This is a genomic window from Spirosoma sp., from assembly GCF_026391055.1.
Taxonomy (GTDB): Bacteria; Bacteroidota; Bacteroidia; order Cytophagales; family Spirosomataceae; genus Spirosoma.
In genome coordinates, this window is sequence record NZ_JAPLET010000030.1 from 448,031 (window position 1) to 466,132 (window position 18,102).

Sequence of the window (18,102 nt, forward strand, 5' to 3'; positions counted from 1 at the left end):
GCCTTCCCTGAAAAAATCAGAGTAATCAAAAAAATCACATAAATCCAGGTCAAAAAAGTATACCTAAGATTTGGAGGTATATAAAACTCTTTTGTACGTTTGGGTCATGAATACGTCCTCAAATTCCTCTTTACTAAAAGGTAGCCTGTCGGTTATGATTTTGCGGTTGCTGGAAGACCGCGAGAAGATGTACGGCTACGAGATTACGCAAAAGGTGAAAGACCTGACGGCGGGCGAAATGACCATTACCGAAGGTGCCCTCTACCCCGCTCTGCACAAACTCGAAGCTGATGGGCTGCTTACCACCGAAACCCAGATTGTCGACGGACGCACCCGTAAATACTACTCGCTCACTAAAACCGGCCATACCGAAGCCGCCGGGCGCATCGCCGAGTTAGCCGCCTTTCTGGAAAACCTGAATCTGGTTCTGAAACTTAAACCATCCATGTAATCATGGCTCTGACACCTTTTCAACTGAAATACCTGCGCTTCGATTTGATTGGCCTTGGCGACATCAAATACGATGATGTCATTGATGAATTGCTCGACCATTACGCCAGCCTGACCGAACAGAAAATGACGATTGGTATGGCCTTTGAGGAAGCCAGCAAACAGGCCTGGGCTGAGCTGGGGGCCGAAAAAGGCGTTCAGAAAATTCAGGCGTCGTTTGTTAAGGCCATTGAGCAGCAGATCAAAATGCAGCATATTACCATTTTAAAGAGTTATTTCCGCTGGCCCACGCTGGTCACTACCATACTTGTTGGATTGCTAGTGTACATGGTAGTTCCGCTGATACCGGTAAAACGGTTAATAGTGTGCACATTGCTTATTGGTGTAATACCGTTTCTATTCATCCTTCGAGGGTATTATTATGGATTTCATCAGCAAACTGATACGGGCAAACTAATCTGGGAATATCTGTTAAATAAATGCGGATTAGCCGTTTGTCTTTTCCACCTAAGCCTAAACCTACCCAATCACTTTTTAGAAAACGCTCCTGAGTCAACAAGAACGTTTTTGCAGACATACCCCACTATTTCGGTTCTTATTTGCCTGCTCCTGTTACTTTACACCGCGAGTTTCATCCAACTATTCCAGCATCAGTATAAACACAAATTCGTTTAAGCCGCTATGCTCACGCCCGCCCAACTCACCGCCATCGACCAGCATCTGCGCAAGGAAAACTGGTTGCTCAACGAAGACCTAATTACCGAACTCACCGATCATTACATCAATGGCATCACTGACCGACTGGCGCAGGGGATGGCTTTTGATCTGGCCCTGCGGGAAATACATACCGGCTTTGGCGGGCGCAAAGGCTTGCTTAAAATGGAAGAGGACTATCAGGTGCAGCGTTACCGAAAACTCGGACAGCTGGAATGGCAGGTGATTCGTTCCTTTATGAATGGATCAAGACGGCCGATTACCACCAGCCTATTCATTGGGTTGTATATAATCAATACATATTTTGGTGCGGAGGATATGGTAAAAACAGGGTTGGCTGTTGGCTTTCTATTTGTTACGTTTTCTGTTCTTATTAGTATTGCCAAGGGTATTTTCGTTCTTTATCAGAATCGGAATGAGGTTAGTCAGGCCGTTGGGCAACCGAGTTCGCCGGTTTTTATTACGGCCTATCTGCTTAGTATGTCCCTGTTACTTCTCAATAAATACGGCCTGCCAAAGTACGATTTAAGCCTCCCGGCGTCGGTACTCCTATCGCTGCAAACCTTGCTGGAGACGCTGTGCCTTGTTTATTACGCGGCCATTGTGCTGGCTATGAGACACATTTTATTGAAAGAACGTAACCAACGTCTCCCTAAGTCCGCTTAACTAACCGAACATGCTCACATCCGACCAACTCGCTGTTCTCCGTCAGGACCTGCTTGAGGAAGCGAACATTTCTTACAAAGAGGTGCTGGACGAACTACTGGACCATTACGCCAGCCTGACCGAGCGTGGGATAGACGAAGGTTACTCGTTTGACGAGGCCAGCCGAAAAGCGTGGATCAGCTTGGGAAGCGGACAGGGCATTTCTCACATTCAGGAGCGGTATAAGAAACTATTGTTGAAGCAAATGCAGGTGCAGCACTGGGCCATTGTGCGCCGTTATTTTCGCTGGCCTACAATCATTACAACCCTGCTGGCTGGTGTATTGGCGTACTTAGCGGCCGGCAAAGTATCACCGTTTGTTTTGCCAGTCGCTTTTATGGCGTTATCATTCTTCCCCTATTTGCTGTTCCTTCCGGGTGAAGTACGGCTTTTCTGGCAACAACGGGTTCGAAGACACCAAACGCTCCATTCGCTTCGGCGGGAGGTTGTATACCGGCAGGCCCGCTATGGCAATTATCTGTGTCTGGCTGTCATTCAAGTCCCTGCTTTGGCAGGTATATTCTTCCTGAATGATCCAAAACGCCTTTACTTGTTCGAGTGGCACACCGGTTTATCCGCTGCCTTAACATTCGTAGCCATGCTGTACACGCTTAGTTATGTCGAGCTTTATAAACAGCAATCTACGAAAGGCTTTACCCCCGTCTGACTCACCTTTTTCGACTACATCATCCCATGCTCACGCCCGCCCAGCAATCCACCCTCGGTTATCACCTTCGCGAGACGAACCTGCTCACAAACGAGGAATTAATTCTCGAATTGACTGACCATTACACCACGGCTCTGCTCGACCGTATGGCGCAGGGCATGACCTTCGAAACCGCCCTGACGGATACCCAACAGGCGTTTGGGGGTCGTAACGGGTTGCAGAAAATGGAGCGTCAGTACAACCGGGTCACCTTCCGGCAGTACGATGAGCGTTGGCGTCAGGCATTAGTTATGCAATTTCAGAAACCGTTGTTATGGCGGCAAACGCTGCCCATCTACGCGGTTATACTTCTCCTATCTTTTGTTATTTACTCACCTAATCCAGCGAATGGATTGGAGTTGGATGACGACTTCTATTATGGCTTTGCAAGTGGAACGCTTCTGGGGTTTATTATCTTGCTAATGAGCTTAATGTGGCCTTACCTAAAAACTGTGTTCAGGCATGGATTTTACAACGTCCCTACCGAAGCACTGTATTTGGTCACACGCCATTCCGTACTACTTCTCATCATGTATGGAGCAGGAGGAATGGGGTTTCTAGGAATTTTCCCCTTCCTGCCTTATCCTGTTCAGCCTATGCTCATTTCGCTTTACCTGGGATTCGTTGGCCTGTACACGCGAACCGGCAATATTATGTATGAATCGCTGTATGACGTTTATCCAAATCGATAAATAGTCCTGAACCAATAGCGCAAAGCCGGACGCCACTGGTTAGGGATTCACCAGCCCCTCATATAACTGCCAATATTCTGTCGCCACCTTTGGCCAGCTAAATCCGGCCGCCCGTCTGCGGAGACGCTCCTCGCGCAGGGAATTCTGGCCGAAATCGTGGAGCCCATCGTGCAGTACTTTGGCCATATTCTCCGGCTCGAAATCTTCGAAGTAATACGCTTCTTTGCCACCTACTTCGGGTAAGCTCGTGAGGTTGGAAATGAACACCGGCTTGCCAAATGTCATGGCTTCGGCAACGGGCAAACCGAACCCTTCTGCCAAGGAGGGGAACAAAAATGCTTCACAATGAGCGTAAAGCCACGACTTAGTCGCTTCATCGACCGGGCCAGGCATTAGCAACCGGTCAGCGACGCCCAGTTTTTGTGCCTGCTCGCGGATGTGCTGCGCATAGGGGTGTCCATCCGGACCCGCTAGGATCAGCCGGTAGTCGGGGAAAGCTTCGAGCAGCGGCAAGAGGGTGTGTATGTTTTTCTTGGGATGCAAAACGCCGACAAACAGAAAAAACGGGTGATCGTTGCCCTCCAGAAAAGCCGGTCGCGGGCCATCGGCCCGAAGATCGTGTTCGCTAATCGCTACACCGTTCGTGATCACCCGAACCGGCTTTGTATCGGGCACACGAAGCTGCTGCTTTACCACCGAGGCCGTGTAGACCGAAATAGCCGTCAGCGCATCCGCCCGGTCCACTTTTCGCTGTAGCGTTACCAGCTTACGGGCTTTCTTGGCCTCAGAATAATCGACGCGTTCCAGAAAATTCAGGTCATGAATCGTCAGAATCATCTTCGCCTTGTCGTGCGGCAGGTAGGCCGACTCCTGATGCAGGCAGTGCCATACCTCATAAGTACCGGGTGTCCAAAATTTTCGTAGCCACGACGCTTCTATGTACGACACCGTATCGCCGAATACACCGGTTTCTCCTTTCGGAACAAGAAACGTCAATTTCCACCCGTCGTGACGCTGACGAACCAGTTCGTGGCCGAGGTGTAAACAAACCTGGCCCAGACCACTGTTGAGGTCGCGCAGGCGTTCGGCGTCGATAAAGAGAGAAGGCATACCAGTTGAAGATTTCGACAAAATTGGGAAATTTTAAGAGTACTTCGTCTGAAAGTAAAAAAGCCGTGCCACGATTCTGAACCGTGGCACGGCTTTTTTACTTTCAGTTAAACAAAACAAATCACACGAATCATTTCAATCATAAAAATCCCGGTTCAGACTTACTTTTGCACCATGACTTTACAAAATGACTTGTTGCTCCGCACCGCGCGGGGTGAATTGACCGAGCGGGTGCCGGTCTGGATGATGCGGCAGGCGGGGCGGGTCTTACCGCAATACCGGGCTGTTCGGGAGCGAGCCGGGAGCTTCATCACGTTGGCTAAAACCCCCGAGCTGGCCGCTGAAGTGACGATCCAACCGGTCGACGCCTTCGATGTAGATGCAGCTATCATCTTCTCGGATATCCTTGTCGTACCCGAAGCGATGGGCCTCCCCTACGAAATGATCGAAAGCCGGGGACCCGTTTTCCCGACCACCGTCCGTAATCAGGCCGATCTGAGTCGCCTGCGCGTGGCCGATGCTGAAAGCGATCTGGGCTATGTGCTCGACGCCATTAAACTAACCAAAAAAGAGCTGAACAATCGAGTGCCACTCATTGGCTTTGCCGGAGCCCCGTTCACCATTTTCTGCTACATGACCGAAGGCAAAGGCTCGAAGACCTTCTCAGTAGCCAAGAAACTGCTGTATACCGACCCCAACTTTGCTCACGCCCTGCTTCAGCAAATTACGGATAGTACGATCGCGTATTTACAGGCACAGATTCGGGCGGGCGTCGATCTGGTTCAGATTTTCGATTCGTGGGCGGGCATTCTCTCGCCGGAGCAATACCGAACGTTTTCGCTGCCTTACATCAAACAGATTTGTGATGTGATTTCCGGAACGCCGGACCGTGACGTGCCCGTGACAGTTTTTGCCAAAGGGGCTTTCTTCGCCCGGCACGAAATTGGTCAGCTGAGTTGCGACGTGGTAGGACTGGACTGGAACATGGACCCCAAAGAGTCGCGGGCGTTAATCCCGGACCGGGTGTTGCAGGGCAATTTAGACCCTTGTGTGTTATACGCTGATTTTGCTCAGATTCGGGCAGAAGCGAAACAGATGCTTAGCGATTTCGGTCATCAGCATTACATTGCTAACCTCGGCCACGGCATCTACCCCGATACTGATCCCGACAAGGCCCGGTGTTTTGTGGATGCCATTAAAGAGATGTAAACGCGTTGTTTGCCAATAGTGCCTGATCCCGATAACGTCAGGCCCCGGTTCGGTGCTGTCAGGTTTAAGAACCTAACAGGTAAGGTTTCTCAAAACCTTTGCGTTTAAACACATAGACGGTTTTGAGAAACCTTACTATGCCGGGTTTAAGAACCCGGCGTCACATCATCATGATGCCTTCTCTTTACAAACTCTCTTTGGCTTCCTGCTTCAGCAGGGCCTTATCAATAGGTACTACACCAACCGATTCGCAAACCAGTCCACCGCCCAGGTTCGACAACCCTGCAATAATGTGAGGGGGTTGCTGGAGAGCCACACAGCAGGCCGCAATACTGATAACGGTATCGCCCGCGCCGGAAACATCGGCAATTTTGCGGATGTGAGCCGGTAGTTTCAGCCGTTCCCCTTTGTAATCAATATAAGCACCCCGCTCCGAGAGCGTAATCAGGGCACCTTTCAGGTTCAGGGTTTCCTTCAACTGGTTGACAACGGCCTGAAACTCCTCCGGTTTATCGACGTCAAAATCTACTTTCAACCCCTCTCGCAGCTCTTTAAGATTCGGCTTGAACAACGTAGTATTCTGGTACGACAGGAAGTTTCGTTTCTTGGGATCAACAACCGTTGGAACGCCCTGCTCATTGGCAAAATCCGTTATTTCGGCAATGGCTTCTTTACTGAGCACCCCCTTGTCGTAATCTTCAAAAATAACGACATGGCAGGTTGGGATCAGTTCTTTTGCTTTGGTAATTAACCGCGTTCGTTCGTCGGTAGTAATGTATTTATCCGTTTCCGTATCTACCCGAACCACCTGCTGGGAACCGGCAATGATGCGTTCTTTAATGGTCGTGATCCGGTCTGCGCTTCGAATGAGCCCATCGCAGTTGAGGCCCCGGTTGCAGAGTTCCTGTTCGAGCTGGTCGCCCGGTGCATCAGTACCGATGATGGAGCAAATAATGGCTTCCGCTCCCAGCGCCTGTACGTTCAGCAGTACGTTTCCGGCTCCCCCCAAACGTAACTCGCGCCGGTCGACCGTTACGACAGGAACCGGTGCTTCGGGCGAAATCCGCTCAACGCGCCCCCATACGTAGGAGTCGAGCATCACATCGCCAACAATTAACACGCGAAGTTTATCGAACTGATCGAACAGCTCGTCAATAGACATATCCAAGACACCAACCGGACTCATATTCACCAAACAGCTTGTTTCAGGATACAAAGAAACGAAACGGCAACGCCTTTTCCGAAAGCATGTATTGTCTTTGATGGAATGGAGCGATCATCGAACCGTAATGAGGTTGAGTAACAGATCGGGTTTTACAAATAACACGATGATAGGTACCACCAAACCAACCGCCAGCCAGACCGCTGCTGCGGGCAGGCGAACAGGGATATTCTGTTCGGAGTCTTCCGATGCCGGACGAAAAAATAGCAGGAACGGAATTTTGAGGTAATAGACCAGCGAAATCAGGGCGTTAAGCAAACCTAAGCCAAACAGCGCCAGCAGCCAGGTATCGCCACGTTGCTGGTAAGCGTCATACAAGGCAGAAAACGACAGGAGCTTAGCTGTAAAGCCCACCGTTGGCGGCAGGCCCGTCAGGGCCAGCATCACGACCGTCAGTGCAACAGCCAGCAATGGTTGCTTGGCCCCCAAACCGGCAAAATTTTTGATCGTAAGTCGGCTTCCGTTACTCCGGGCCAACAGGTCGATGAGAAAGAAAGCAGCCAGCGAAATAAACAGGTAAGTACCAATGTAAAACAATACCGCATCGAAACCGGCTTCGTTGAACGCAACCACACCCACCAGCAGAAAACCGGCGTGGGCAATGGTCGAATACGCCAGCAGCCGCTTGGCATCTGTTTGCCGCAGAGCCGACAGGTTACCGATCAAGATACCCGCCAGCGCCAGAACGGCCAATGGCGTTTGTAGCACAACGGCCGTTGTACCACCCGCCGGTACTTCGATAGGCAAGGCCGTTACCACCCGCATCAACACCAGCACCGCAGCGGCTTTGGGAGCCACCGAAAAAAAAGCGGCTACCGGCACAGGGGCCGCTTCGTAAGCATCGGGGGTCCAGACGTGAAACGGCACGCCAGCCAGTTTAAATAACAGTCCGGCCAGCGTCAGCAGCATCGCTACAGCAACAATTGCCCCGTCCTGCCGGGCCAGCTCCGCTCCGAATGCTTCAGCGGTGAGGTCGAGGGTGCCGGTCATGCCATACAGCAACGACATACCGTAGAGCATAACGGCCGAACTGATCGCCCCGAACAGCAGGTATTTGATACCGCCCTCGGAGGCTTTCCGGTCGGCGGTGAGGGCAGTTAATAAGTAAGAGCAGATGGAGACCAGTTCGATGCTCAGGTAGATGCTGAGCATGTTGACGGACAAAGTCATCAGGAACAACCCAAGCGTCATGGCAATCAGCAGGGAATACCATTCCAGCGGCAGTTTCGGCCGGTCGATGGCCTGATTGATGGGCGATGTAAACGCTTCGTACAACACGACACACGCAGCGCTCAGAGCAACGACCAGCTGAATAAAAATGGCCTGCTGATCGACAAAGAGCAGGTGCATGAACAGAAAACCGCGTGTGGGCAAGAGCACGGCCCAGCCGCCAGCCACCAGCAGTACGGCAACACTTAATCCAGCCAGGTATAAACGAGCTTTGGGTAAGGCTAATGACCGAACCAGAAGGAGTTCGGCAATTAACACAACACAAAAAGCTACAGACAGCCAGATTTCCGGTCCGAAACCGCCGAGGCTGCTTAAAATGTCGTTTAATTGGTCGGTAAGCGGCAAAATAGTGATTGGTAAAAGTGGTGAGAGTAGGTGAAAGTAGTTGGCGTGAGTGGAGTGATTGAGTTTACTAGTTCAATCACTCCACTACTCCACACTCTTAAATGAAACCTAAATCATCCCATCGCGGTCGGGTCGTCCTTCATAGCCGCGCAGTTTTACCGGCGTCTGCGTTTTACGTAACCGAATATTGAGGAATTCGACCAGTAGCGAGAAGGCAATGGCGAAGTATAAATACCCTTTTGGCACAACGCCCACTTCCTGCTTGAAAATGACAACTTCAGACAGGTGGGCTCCTTCGGCCACGAGCATAAACCCGATCATGATCAAAAACGCCAATCCCAGCATTTGTATGGTTGGGTGCTCATTAACAAACGAGCCGACAGGCCCGGCGAAAAACATCATAATTACCACCGACAGAACCACTGCAATCATCATGATCGTTACGTTCTGGGTCAGGCCAATGGCTGTCAGGATGGAGTCGATGGAAAAGACGATGTTGGTAACGGCTATCTGCGTAACCACACTGGAGATCGTGGCTTTTCCTTTGATACCCCCTCCCTCAATTTCTTCTTCTTCACCCCCTTCCAACTTGTGGTGAATTTCGGATGTGGCTTTATATAAGAGGAACAATCCGCCCGCAAACAGAATCAGGCTCTGACCGGTCAAAGCCGCTTTAAACCAGCCAGCATCAATGTGCGTGAAAGGTTTACTAAGTGATATAACAAATGAAATACCCATCAATAGCGCCAACCGGAAAGCCATGGCCAGCATTAAGCCGATATTCCGCGCTTTGGGCTGATCATTCCGGGCTAGTTTATTGGCCGCAATGGAAATGAAGATGATATTGTCGATACCCAGAACAATTTCGAGAAATGTCAGGGTAAGCAGGCTGACGATGGACTCAGCAGTAAAAAGATCGCTCATACGTGAACAAAGGTGAAGGCCAAAATTACCCCCTGCCGTTCAGGTCTGCAACAACTTGTTCAAGAAAGAACGCTGCATCGGACAAAAGGTGGGTAGGTTTGACGGTTGGTAAATGGCCACAACCCTGGGGCGCTGGCAACGAAACAAGGATTAGCTTCGTATAGTTATACTACACAGGGTGACCCAGCTTAACAGGAAGCGTCGAAAATTACCAACAGAAACTGCACAGTTTCATAAATAAAAGATATTTGTGGACATTTGATTGCTTTAAAACAAGCTGGTAACATATTTACCGTTGGCTCGTTATAAACGCAATGCGTAGTAATCTGATTCGATCCTAAACCGGTTAGTTACCCGTCAAAACTCAGCGTCTTGTGTCGAAACTGTTTGTCCGAATTTTACTTGGTTTATTAGCTATCGTGCTGTTGCTGGCAGGATTTGTGGTCATTATTGCCACAACACCCTGGGGGCAGCAACTGGTTACCCGGCAGGTAAACTCCTATCTCGCCCAGAAACTTCAGTCGCCCTTTCACATCGGGCGTATCCGTTACTCCATTCCCGATTGGGTTGAACTGGAAGATGTTTTCTTTAAAACCCCGAAAGGTGATACACTCCTCAACGGAGGCCGAATGCGTGTCGACCTCGATATGTGGGGCTTACTCAACAACCGCGTTGCCATTAACCAGATCGAACTGGAACATATTCGCCTGAATATCAGCCGAACATTACCCGACACGGCTTTCAACTTTCAATACATCCTTAACGCATTTGATACAGGCGCAGCGCCGGAACCATCCGATACGGTGTCGACACCCATGGCCATCAACCTGACGGGGATTGCCCTGAAAGATGTTCGTATCAAGTATAAGGACGACGTTACCGGGGCCGATGTCAATGCCTATATGGACAGTCTGCGGGCGGGCTTTAGCGCCACAGACGTTACTACTTCTAAATACCATTTGTCTAATGTAGCCGTCAACGGACTTGACGTGTATACCCGATTGTACGAAGGGTTACCAACGCCCCCCGGCGCACCCAGCAAACCCGGCGATACTCTCGATCTGGCCCTCGGAAAGTGGCAGATCAACCGGGCCAGATGGGACATCCGGGTCGAAACGGCCGACTTTAAGACCAAAGGTAGTGCCGAACGGCTGGCCATGGAATCCGATTATTTTTACCTGGATGGCGAAAAGATAGGCATTAAATCCCTCGACCTAGCTAACGCCGATGTGGCAGCTACCCTGACGAAACCGACGAAAAAAGCCGTCCCTACCCCACCATCGGCAACGTCGGCGATTACCCCCGGCTGGCAGGCCCGGCTAACCAATGTGCGGTTTGCCAACAATCGCATACGGTACGATGATGAAACGGCACCCCGGCAAAAAACAGGCCTTGACTATGGCCACCTCGATTTACAAAATCTGGGCATCGACGGCCGTTTCCTGGTTTATCAGGACTTGGGCAAACGGGGGCAGCGCATTAGTGGACAGTTGCGAAATGGCCGGTTTCGAGCCACCAGCGGCTTCGTTCTTCAGCAACTCGAAGGCAACATTTTATATACCGACACGACAACCACAATCACCAAACTCTACGTACAAACGCCAACAAGTTTGCTGCGGGATCAACTGGTGCTTCGGTATGACTCGCTCGGCCAACTGACAGACCCCCGTTTTGCCAAACGCGTAGCCGTTCGGGTCAACCTGCGGCAAAGCCGGTTATCGGTTGAGGATGTTCTTCAACTGGCACCTTTCCTGGCCGATACACCGCCCTTCGCGGGTAATCGAGGGGGTGTTTTCCGGGCCAATGCTCAGGCCACGGGTACACTAGCTGCCCTAAACCTGCCCCGTCTGGAATTCGATATGCTGTCCGGGACCAGAATCAGAGCCAGCGGCCGGTTAACCAACGTAACGGACCCCGACCGCATCGGCGTCGATATGGCCATTCAGGATGCAACCACGAATCTGGCCGACATCAACAAGCTGGTGCCAAAAGGAACAATACCTTCATCCATTGCACTACCTCCCTCCTTTAACCTGACGGGTAAGCTGAAAGGCGCGCTAAATGACCTTGTTCTGGATGCCAAACTGAACACCGCTTGGGGTACGGCCGGGTTTGATGGGCGGTTGGCCGGGTTCGTCGCCGGAAAGAACCAGACATACAAAGGCACGCTTAATCTGAACGATTTCGATGCTGGTAAATGGCTCAAACAAACGGGTACGGTTGGGAAAATTACCGGACGCGCTACGGTCGATGGGCGAGGCATTGATGTAAATACGCTGACTACCCGCTTCGATCTGGCCATACAATCGGCCGAGCTGAACGGATACCGCTACCAGAATCTCGACGCCGAAGGCCGACTGGCGAATGGAAATCTTAATCTGGTGGGTGCGCTGAAAGACCCGAACGCCAACCTGGCCCTCGACATCAAAGCCAATTTAAAAGGTAATTTCCCAAGCGTGGCGGGACAAACGGTCATTAATGAGCTGAACCTTCAGCAACTAAAACTGTACAAAGACCCGCTCTCGCTGAAAGGCAAGATCAACCTCGACATGGCTTCTACGGACCCCGCTAAACCCGTTGGTACCGTTTCGGCCAGCGATGCCGTAGTGACCCTGAGTGGCAAAAGCTATCCGGTTGATTCTCTTTATGCCCGCCTATCGGCTGATGGGGCCATTAAAAATGTTGTCGCTCAACTGCCGGGTGCTCAACTCCGCCTGAACGGGCAGTTCGAGTATGCCCAGTTGTACGACATCATTGCCGGGGAGATTAGCCAATATATTGCCCTTCCCTCGCTGACGTACAAACGCATTCCGCCCCCACATGCGTTTACGCTTAATCTGAAGGCGTATCAAAACCCGTTGTTCCAGGCGTTTGTCCCGGCACTTACCCGGATGGACACCGTTCGGTTCAACGCTTATCTGGATAACACACGTGATACAACGTTATCGGCAACGCTGCGCACCGGAGTGGTCGTATACGACACAACTACGCTACAAGGGAGCACAATGGCGATACGAGGTGCTAACAACCAATTGAAAGTAGACGGGCGCATAGACGGCGTACTATATAATGGCATTACAATTCGACAGACCAACATAAATGGTATTGCGGCCAACAATCGCTTCCGGTTTGCCGTCGTCAATAAAGATTCCATCAACCAGGATCTGCACGGCCTTTCGGGAACGCTCACTGTAATCGACTCCACTTACCGGTTTCAGTTTGCCCCCAACGGTCTGCTGACGAACTACCAACGCTGGCAAACCGATACGTCGGGGTTTGCTCAGTACGGCAGTGATGGTGTGCTGATCAACCGCTTGCACATCGAAACAGACCAACAATCGCTGGAAATCAGTAGTACCGAACAGTACGGCAATGCACCCATACGGGTCACGGCCCGCGCCATTGAGTTGGGCAATCTGGCCCGCCTGGCCAATCAGGATACTACCCTGGCCAGCGGACAGCTCAACGGAACTGTGATCGTGCGCGACTACATGAGTCAGGATAGTAAGATGGCCTTTACGGGCTCCATTTACGTCGACAGCCTGAAAGTCATGAGCAAACCGATTGGTAACCTCACGGCCCGCTTCCGCAACGACACCGACGGACGAATTGGCGTAAATACCGTTCTGGCGGGCCCTTACAATGATGCCACAGTTACCGGCTTTTATAATCCCGAAAATGCCAAACAAGCCCTCGATCTGGCCATCAAACTAAACCGGCTGGACGCCCGCACCATCGAAGCCTTTAGCTTTGGCGAACTGCGGCAGGCAAAAGGACAGCTCACCGGCGAGTTCACCGTTGCGGGGGCAGTCGACAATCCTCAGATGAATGGCAGCGTATCCTTCGACTCGGTTGCGTTCAACATCAAACAACTCAATGCCACGTATAACATCGACAAGGAAAAGCTGGCTTTCTCGGGGCAGACCATTACCCTAAGCGGGTTCGATCTGCGCGATGAACAGGGCCGGACGTTAACGACAGACGGTACCGTGGTGCTTAAAAATCTGCCCGATGCTGCGTACAACCTGCGCGTCCGGGCCGACCATTTCCAGGTGCTCAATGCCAGCCGGAAGGACAACGATTACGCCTATGGACAGGCCGCCGTTACCACCGATCTTCGGATCAAAGGAACGGGTACCAATGCGTCCGTCAATGGCACCGTCAGGCTGGAAGACGGTAGTAAAATTTCGATGGTGCTGCCCGATGAAGCGGCTAGTGCAAATGAGGCTAACGGCATTGTGACATTCATTAACCACAGCGATTCGCTGGCGCTGGTAAAGTACCTGTACAAGCCCAAACAGGATACCCTGGGGCCCCGGCTGGCCTTTGAGCAGTTAAGCAACTCCACCATTTCGGTCGATCTGGAAGCTGATGAAAAATCGGAACTGACGATTGTGGTGGACGAACTGAACGGTGACTACCTCCGCGCACGGGGCAACGCCCGACTCAACGTTGGCGTTACGGCTTCGGGCGAAGTGACCGTACTGGGTCGGTACGAAGTGACCGAGGGTGAATACTCGCTTACCTACCAGGTCCTGAAACGACAGTTTGAGCTTCAGAAAGGCGGCTACATCAACTTTACCGGCGATCCGCTCAAAGCCGACATCAACATGACGGCCGTTTATAAAGTATCGGCCCCTCCGTCGGACCTGATCGGCAGTGAGTCTAACGCCATTGGTGCGGCATCACTCAAGCGCAAACTTCCGTTTGAAGTTGACTTAACCATCAGCGACAATCTGGCGGCTCCCAAACTTAGTTTCGACATTCGGGCTCCGGAAATAGAAAACAACGGGGCAGGATCAGACAATTCCCTTGCCACCAGCGTTGAAACGAAGCTGCGGACACTCCGCCAAGACCCGGCGCAGATCAACAAACAGGTGTTTGCGCTGCTTATCCTGAGTCGGTTCCTGCCGGAGAACTCCGCGGATTTCTTCTCGGGATCGGACAATGGCGGGTTGAACACTCAGGCCGAGAACATTGCCCGCAGCAGTGTCAGCAAACTCATTTCGGATCAGTTAGGCCGGCTGGCATCGGGTGTACTGAAAGGCTTCGATGTCGACTTCAACTTGCTCTCGCAGGCGGGTAGCGCCAATACGGGCGGCACCACAAACGGCAGCCGGACCGACCTGAACGTTGGCCTGTCGAAGAGCTTTCTGGCGGGCCGGGTAACCGTTTCGGTCGGCAAAAACTTTGTGCTGGACAACTCGGCCAACGCGGCTGTTCCGAGCCAGAATCAAGTCTTCGACAACATATCGGCCAACTATAACATTACCCGCGATGGTCGCTACGTACTACGGGCGTATCGTCGCAACGACTACCAGGCCGTGCTCGATGGCTATATTATTGAAACGGGGGTTGGCTTCATTATTTCAATGGATTTCAATACACTGTCCGAGATCTTTCGTCGGTCATCGCCTGCCCCTGCCCTGAATTAAACCGTTATGACTTTCGTATCGACGCTAAAACTTTTCTTACATCACCTTACCGCTTTACGCAGACGGGCAAAGGGCACAATTCGTGTGCCTTATGCGGTGGTTGCGGTGCCGTTCACTATCTGGGTGCTCAGTGGCTGCAACATAGCTAAACATTTGCCGGCCAATGAACGACTATATATGGGGACGGATGTGCGGATTCAGGCCGACTCCACTATTTCGTCAACAGAGCAGGCTGGTCTGAAAACCCAGTTGGAAGAGCAGGCACGGCCCCGACCCAACAAACAGTTGTTCGGCTATCCGTATAAAGTCGGGTTTTATTACCTCTTCGGCGAGCCTAAAAAACCGAATGGTTTCCGGGCATGGTTTCGCCGTAAGTTTGGTCAGGAGCCCATACTGGCCAGCGCCAAAGCCATTTCATCGAATATTCCTGTTTTTAAGGCAACCCTGCAAAATCAGGGCTATTTCGGATCAGATGCCACGGGTAAGATTGTTGAAGATGGGTATAAGGCACGGGGTGTTTACGATGTTGATGTAAAACAGCGCTTTATTATCGACTCTACCGGCTTTCTGGTCGACTCTACGCCGGTTCGAAAAGCCCTGCTTGCCTCGGCCCGACGAACGGTTATCAAGAAAGGAAGTCCGTATCTCTTCGAAAACATCAAACTGGAGCGGGAGCGCATCAGTCAGTTTATCAAGCAGCGCGGCTTCTATTACTTTCTGCCCGACTACATTGCCGTCATCGCCGATAACGATACCGCCCGCCACCGGACAAAACTATATTTCGCCATCAAACCGGATATGCCCGAAGCAGCCGGGGTACCCTATTACATCCGCGACGTCTTTATTTATTCGAACTACAACCTGTCGACCGCCCGTAATGACACCAACCGGCGGCAAGCATTTCAGACGAATGAACAGTTTAGGATCATCGACTCTACACAGCGGTTCGACAATAAACTGTTCCGCGACATTGTAACGGTACGACCCGGCCAGCGGTACAATAGCCGGATGCAGGATTTGACCCTCTCCCGGTTCATTAATCTGGGCGCCTTCAAATTTGTCCGTAACCGCTTCGAGCCTGACCAGCAGGGCGACAGTGCCGTGCTCGATGTTCACTATTACCTGACACCTTCCCCGGCCAAATCGGTGCGGGCCGAACTGGATGGCACGTCGCGTTCTAACAACTTCAATGGTACGCAGCTTATTCTAAGCTGGCGAAACCGCAATGCGCTGCGTCGGGCCGAATTACTGACCATCAATGCCAACGCTGGTATTGAATTTCAGGTGGCCTCGGCGGGCGAAGGAATTACCAACTACCGGTTTGGGGCCGATGCTACGTTGAGCTTCCCCAGACTTGTGTCTCCCCATCGTTTTTTATACGACCAGCGACAGGCCCTGCCAAAAACAAATGTTACTGTCGGCTATCAAACGATCATTAGGGGAGGGCTTTACCGAATTAACTCGGCTCAAGTAACATTTGGCTATGCCTGGCGGCAGAGTCAGCAGTTGGAGCACGTCTTTCAGCCGTTTAACGTTAATTACGTTTATGTACCATCAAGCCAGATTAAGCCCCGAGTTCTTGAAATCATTGAAGATCCAGACATTTCTGACCTAATCAGAAGACAATACATAAATACCGTTTTCCGCTCTAACCAGCTTATTTTAAGTTCGCTTTATACATTTAATTTCAACTCACCTATCCGTTCCCTTTCTCCAACTTCGTTCCGGATAACGGCAAATGCAGAAGCTGCGGGTAACTTGGCAAGCCTTTTCTTCCGAAAACCGATAGAGGGTGAAGACCGGAATGGCATTTTTGGCGTCTCCTATGCCCAGTTTCTTCGGTTCGATGTCGACGGTCGATTATACCGTCGGCTGACACCAAAAATAACCTGGGCAAACCGTCTGTTTGCAGGCGTTGGCATCACCTATGGCAACTCGAAAGGCTATCAGCTTCCCTTCACCAAACAGTATTTTGTGGGCGGCAGCAATAGCATCCGGGCTTTCCGGCCGAGAGCCATTGGACCGGGACTGTTCACGCGTGACACCATCCGTAACCTGCCTCTGTTTCAGGACGGCGGGGGCGATATCAGGCTCGAAGCGAATACAGAGATACGCGCCAAGTTCAACAAGTATATCGAAGGGGCCGTTTTTGTCGATGCAGGCAACGTTTGGACCTATGCCAATACCGATACATTTGGAGAGGGAGCTCAATTCTCAAAAGCTTTTTATAGCCAGATTGCCGTTGGCGCGGGCGCTGGTATCAGGATTGACTTATCGTATTTCCTGGTGCGACTTGATGTGGCCACTCCGCTTCGCAAACCTTATAAAACAGAAGGCAGTGAATGGGTTATTGATAAAATGGCCTTTGGCAGCCCAACCTGGCGAAAAGAAAACCTGGTCTTTAATATAGGCGTTGGTTACCCGTTTTAACGTACGTAACGGGGGCTTTAGCCCGCGTAACAGAAGGTCCGTAACGCAAGGTCGACTTGCCTTCGGCTACGCGGGTTGAAGCCCCCCGCCGGATCACTTCAATACAGGCCGGAGAGTCTGCCAGACAGTGTTGGCCACAATCTTATGTCCGGCGGGGGTTGGGTGAATACCGTCAGGCTGGTTTAATCTGGGGATACCGCCAACGTTTTCGAGAAGAAACGGAATTAGAACGGCCTTGTTCTTATCCGCCAGTTCCTTAAACAACCCCCGAAATTCGTTGGCGTAACTCGTGCCCATGTTGGGCGGAATCTGCATACCAGCGAGCACAATCGTAGCCTGCGGGCTCTTGAGCCGGACAGTATCCATGATGGCCTGTAAATTCTTACGGGTATCGGCTAGCGGCAGGCCCCGGAGTCCGTCATTACCGCCCAGTTCCAGCACGAACACCGCCACCGGCTGACGCAGTACCCAACCAATGCGGCTTTTGCCACCGGCAGTCGTTTCGCCACTTAAACCGGCATTGACAACGGTATAATTCAAGCCAAGCGAGTCGACCTTTTTTCCGATCAAAGCCGGAAACGCCTGCGACGGCTCCACCCCGTAACCAGCCGTCAGGCTGTTCCCGTAGAACAGAATGGTTTGTTTCTTGGCCGGAGACTCCGGTTTTGATGCAGCCTGTTGAGCGGATGTGCTTGTGGCGGCATCGTTCGTTTTCGTATCAGATGAACCACAGCCCCAGACCGTTAAGACCAGCAAGAACCCGCTTATCACAGAATGGAGTGATTTACTATTTGTGCAGAACTTCATTGTTTTCATACGAGTTACTTGATGAACACAACGTGGTGCGCCATTGCGACGCAGAGAACACAGCGATGATCGTCAATTAGTTATCCGTTTGTTCCTTGTATTCGTTGGCTTAGGTAGTCGTTT

Annotated in this window: 13 protein-coding genes; 8 read left to right on the forward strand and 5 right to left on the reverse strand. The window is 51.4% G+C overall.

The genetic code is table 11. The annotated features are described in order from the left end of the window. The first annotated feature begins 106 nt into the window (after window positions 1–106). From NT073_RS30885 to NT073_RS30905, 5 genes are read left to right on the forward strand one after another with little or no spacing between them, the layout of a single operon-like run. Window positions 107–451 (forward strand): PadR family transcriptional regulator, encoded by a 345-nt coding sequence (locus NT073_RS30885; RefSeq protein ID WP_297381867.1) that lies wholly within the window; start codon window positions 107–109, stop codon window positions 449–451. 2 nt (window positions 452–453) lie between these two features. Continuing rightward, complete coding sequence (locus NT073_RS30890; RefSeq protein WP_297381869.1) at window positions 454–1,125, forward strand: hypothetical protein; 672 nt, start codon at window positions 454–456, stop codon at window positions 1,123–1,125. 6 nt (window positions 1,126–1,131) lie between these two features. After that, window positions 1,132–1,830 (forward strand): hypothetical protein, encoded by a 699-nt coding sequence (locus tag NT073_RS30895; protein WP_297381870.1) that lies wholly within the window; start codon window positions 1,132–1,134, stop codon window positions 1,828–1,830. Window positions 1,831–1,840: 10 nt separating this feature from the next. After that, the gene (locus NT073_RS30900; protein ID WP_297381872.1) at window positions 1,841–2,536 is read left to right on the forward strand and encodes a hypothetical protein; all 696 of its coding nucleotides are present in this window, start codon (window positions 1,841–1,843) and stop codon (window positions 2,534–2,536) included. Between the two features lie 26 nt (window positions 2,537–2,562). Continuing rightward, window positions 2,563–3,267: a hypothetical protein gene (locus NT073_RS30905; protein WP_297381874.1), complete on the forward strand. Its 705-nt coding sequence runs from the start codon at window positions 2,563–2,565 to the stop codon at window positions 3,265–3,267. Between the two features lie 39 nt (window positions 3,268–3,306). On the opposite strand, the gene NT073_RS30910 is transcribed toward NT073_RS30905, so the two are convergent. Then, complete coding sequence (locus NT073_RS30910) at window positions 3,307–4,377, reverse strand: glycosyltransferase family 1 protein (protein ID WP_297381876.1); 1,071 nt, start codon at window positions 4,375–4,377, stop codon at window positions 3,307–3,309. 174 nt (window positions 4,378–4,551) lie between these two features. On the opposite strand from NT073_RS30910, the gene hemE reads away from it, so the two are divergent. After that, a complete protein-coding gene (gene hemE / locus NT073_RS30915; RefSeq protein ID WP_297381878.1) occupies window positions 4,552–5,586 on the forward strand; it encodes a uroporphyrinogen decarboxylase in 1,035 nt (344 codons plus the stop codon). Window positions 5,587–5,770: 184 nt separating this feature from the next. Here the strand turns inward: hemE and NT073_RS30920 are convergent, their stop codons facing one another. The 3 genes from NT073_RS30920 to NT073_RS30930 form a co-directional block, all read right to left on the reverse strand. Further along, on the reverse strand, window positions 5,771–6,772 hold the full coding sequence (locus NT073_RS30920; protein WP_297381880.1) for a bifunctional ADP-heptose synthase: 1,002 nt from the start codon (window positions 6,770–6,772) through the stop codon (window positions 5,771–5,773). 90 nt (window positions 6,773–6,862) lie between these two features. Continuing rightward, entirely contained in the window at window positions 6,863–8,383 is a 1,521-nt protein-coding gene (locus tag NT073_RS30925) for an NADH-quinone oxidoreductase subunit N (RefSeq protein ID WP_297381881.1), read from the reverse strand. Window positions 8,384–8,491: 108 nt separating this feature from the next. Next, complete coding sequence (locus tag NT073_RS30930) at window positions 8,492–9,307, reverse strand: TerC family protein (RefSeq protein ID WP_297381882.1); 816 nt, start codon at window positions 9,305–9,307, stop codon at window positions 8,492–8,494. A 374-nt stretch (window positions 9,308–9,681) separates the two neighbouring features. Here NT073_RS30930 and NT073_RS30935 point away from each other — a divergent pair, with 374 nt between their 5' ends. Both NT073_RS30935 and NT073_RS30940 read left to right on the forward strand, forming a co-directional pair. After that, the gene (locus tag NT073_RS30935; RefSeq protein WP_297381884.1) at window positions 9,682–14,742 is read left to right on the forward strand and encodes a translocation/assembly module TamB domain-containing protein; all 5,061 of its coding nucleotides are present in this window, start codon (window positions 9,682–9,684) and stop codon (window positions 14,740–14,742) included. A 6-nt stretch (window positions 14,743–14,748) separates the two neighbouring features. After that, on the forward strand, window positions 14,749–17,172 hold the full coding sequence (locus NT073_RS30940; protein WP_297381886.1) for a BamA/TamA family outer membrane protein: 2,424 nt from the start codon (window positions 14,749–14,751) through the stop codon (window positions 17,170–17,172). A 93-nt stretch (window positions 17,173–17,265) separates the two neighbouring features. Here the strand turns inward: NT073_RS30940 and NT073_RS30945 are convergent, their stop codons facing one another. After that, window positions 17,266–17,979: an arylesterase gene (locus tag NT073_RS30945; RefSeq protein ID WP_297382165.1), complete on the reverse strand. Its 714-nt coding sequence runs from the start codon at window positions 17,977–17,979 to the stop codon at window positions 17,266–17,268. Window positions 17,980–18,102 lie beyond the last annotated feature (123 nt).

Excerpts from the sequence above, each read along its gene's own strand:
- NT073_RS30900 (WP_297381872.1), top strand. The coding sequence starts at position 1,841 with ATGCTCACATCCGACCAACTCGCTGTTCTCCGTCAGGACCTGCTTGAG.
- NT073_RS30945 (WP_297382165.1), bottom strand. The coding sequence starts at position 17,979 with ATGAAGTTCTGCACAAATAGTAAATCACTCCATTCTGTGATAAGCGGG.
- NT073_RS30940 (WP_297381886.1), top strand. The coding sequence starts at position 14,749 with ATGACTTTCGTATCGACGCTAAAACTTTTCTTACATCACCTTACCGCT.
- hemE (WP_297381878.1), top strand. The coding sequence starts at position 4,552 with ATGACTTTACAAAATGACTTGTTGCTCCGCACCGCGCGGGGTGAATTG.
- NT073_RS30885 (WP_297381867.1), top strand. The coding sequence starts at position 107 with ATGAATACGTCCTCAAATTCCTCTTTACTAAAAGGTAGCCTGTCGGTT.
- NT073_RS30895 (WP_297381870.1), top strand. The coding sequence starts at position 1,132 with ATGCTCACGCCCGCCCAACTCACCGCCATCGACCAGCATCTGCGCAAG.
- NT073_RS30890 (WP_297381869.1), top strand. The coding sequence starts at position 454 with ATGGCTCTGACACCTTTTCAACTGAAATACCTGCGCTTCGATTTGATT.
- NT073_RS30930 (WP_297381882.1), bottom strand. The coding sequence starts at position 9,307 with ATGAGCGATCTTTTTACTGCTGAGTCCATCGTCAGCCTGCTTACCCTG.
- NT073_RS30910 (WP_297381876.1), bottom strand. The coding sequence starts at position 4,377 with ATGCCTTCTCTCTTTATCGACGCCGAACGCCTGCGCGACCTCAACAGT.
- NT073_RS30920 (WP_297381880.1), bottom strand. The coding sequence starts at position 6,772 with ATGAGTCCGGTTGGTGTCTTGGATATGTCTATTGACGAGCTGTTCGAT.
- NT073_RS30905 (WP_297381874.1), top strand. The coding sequence starts at position 2,563 with ATGCTCACGCCCGCCCAGCAATCCACCCTCGGTTATCACCTTCGCGAG.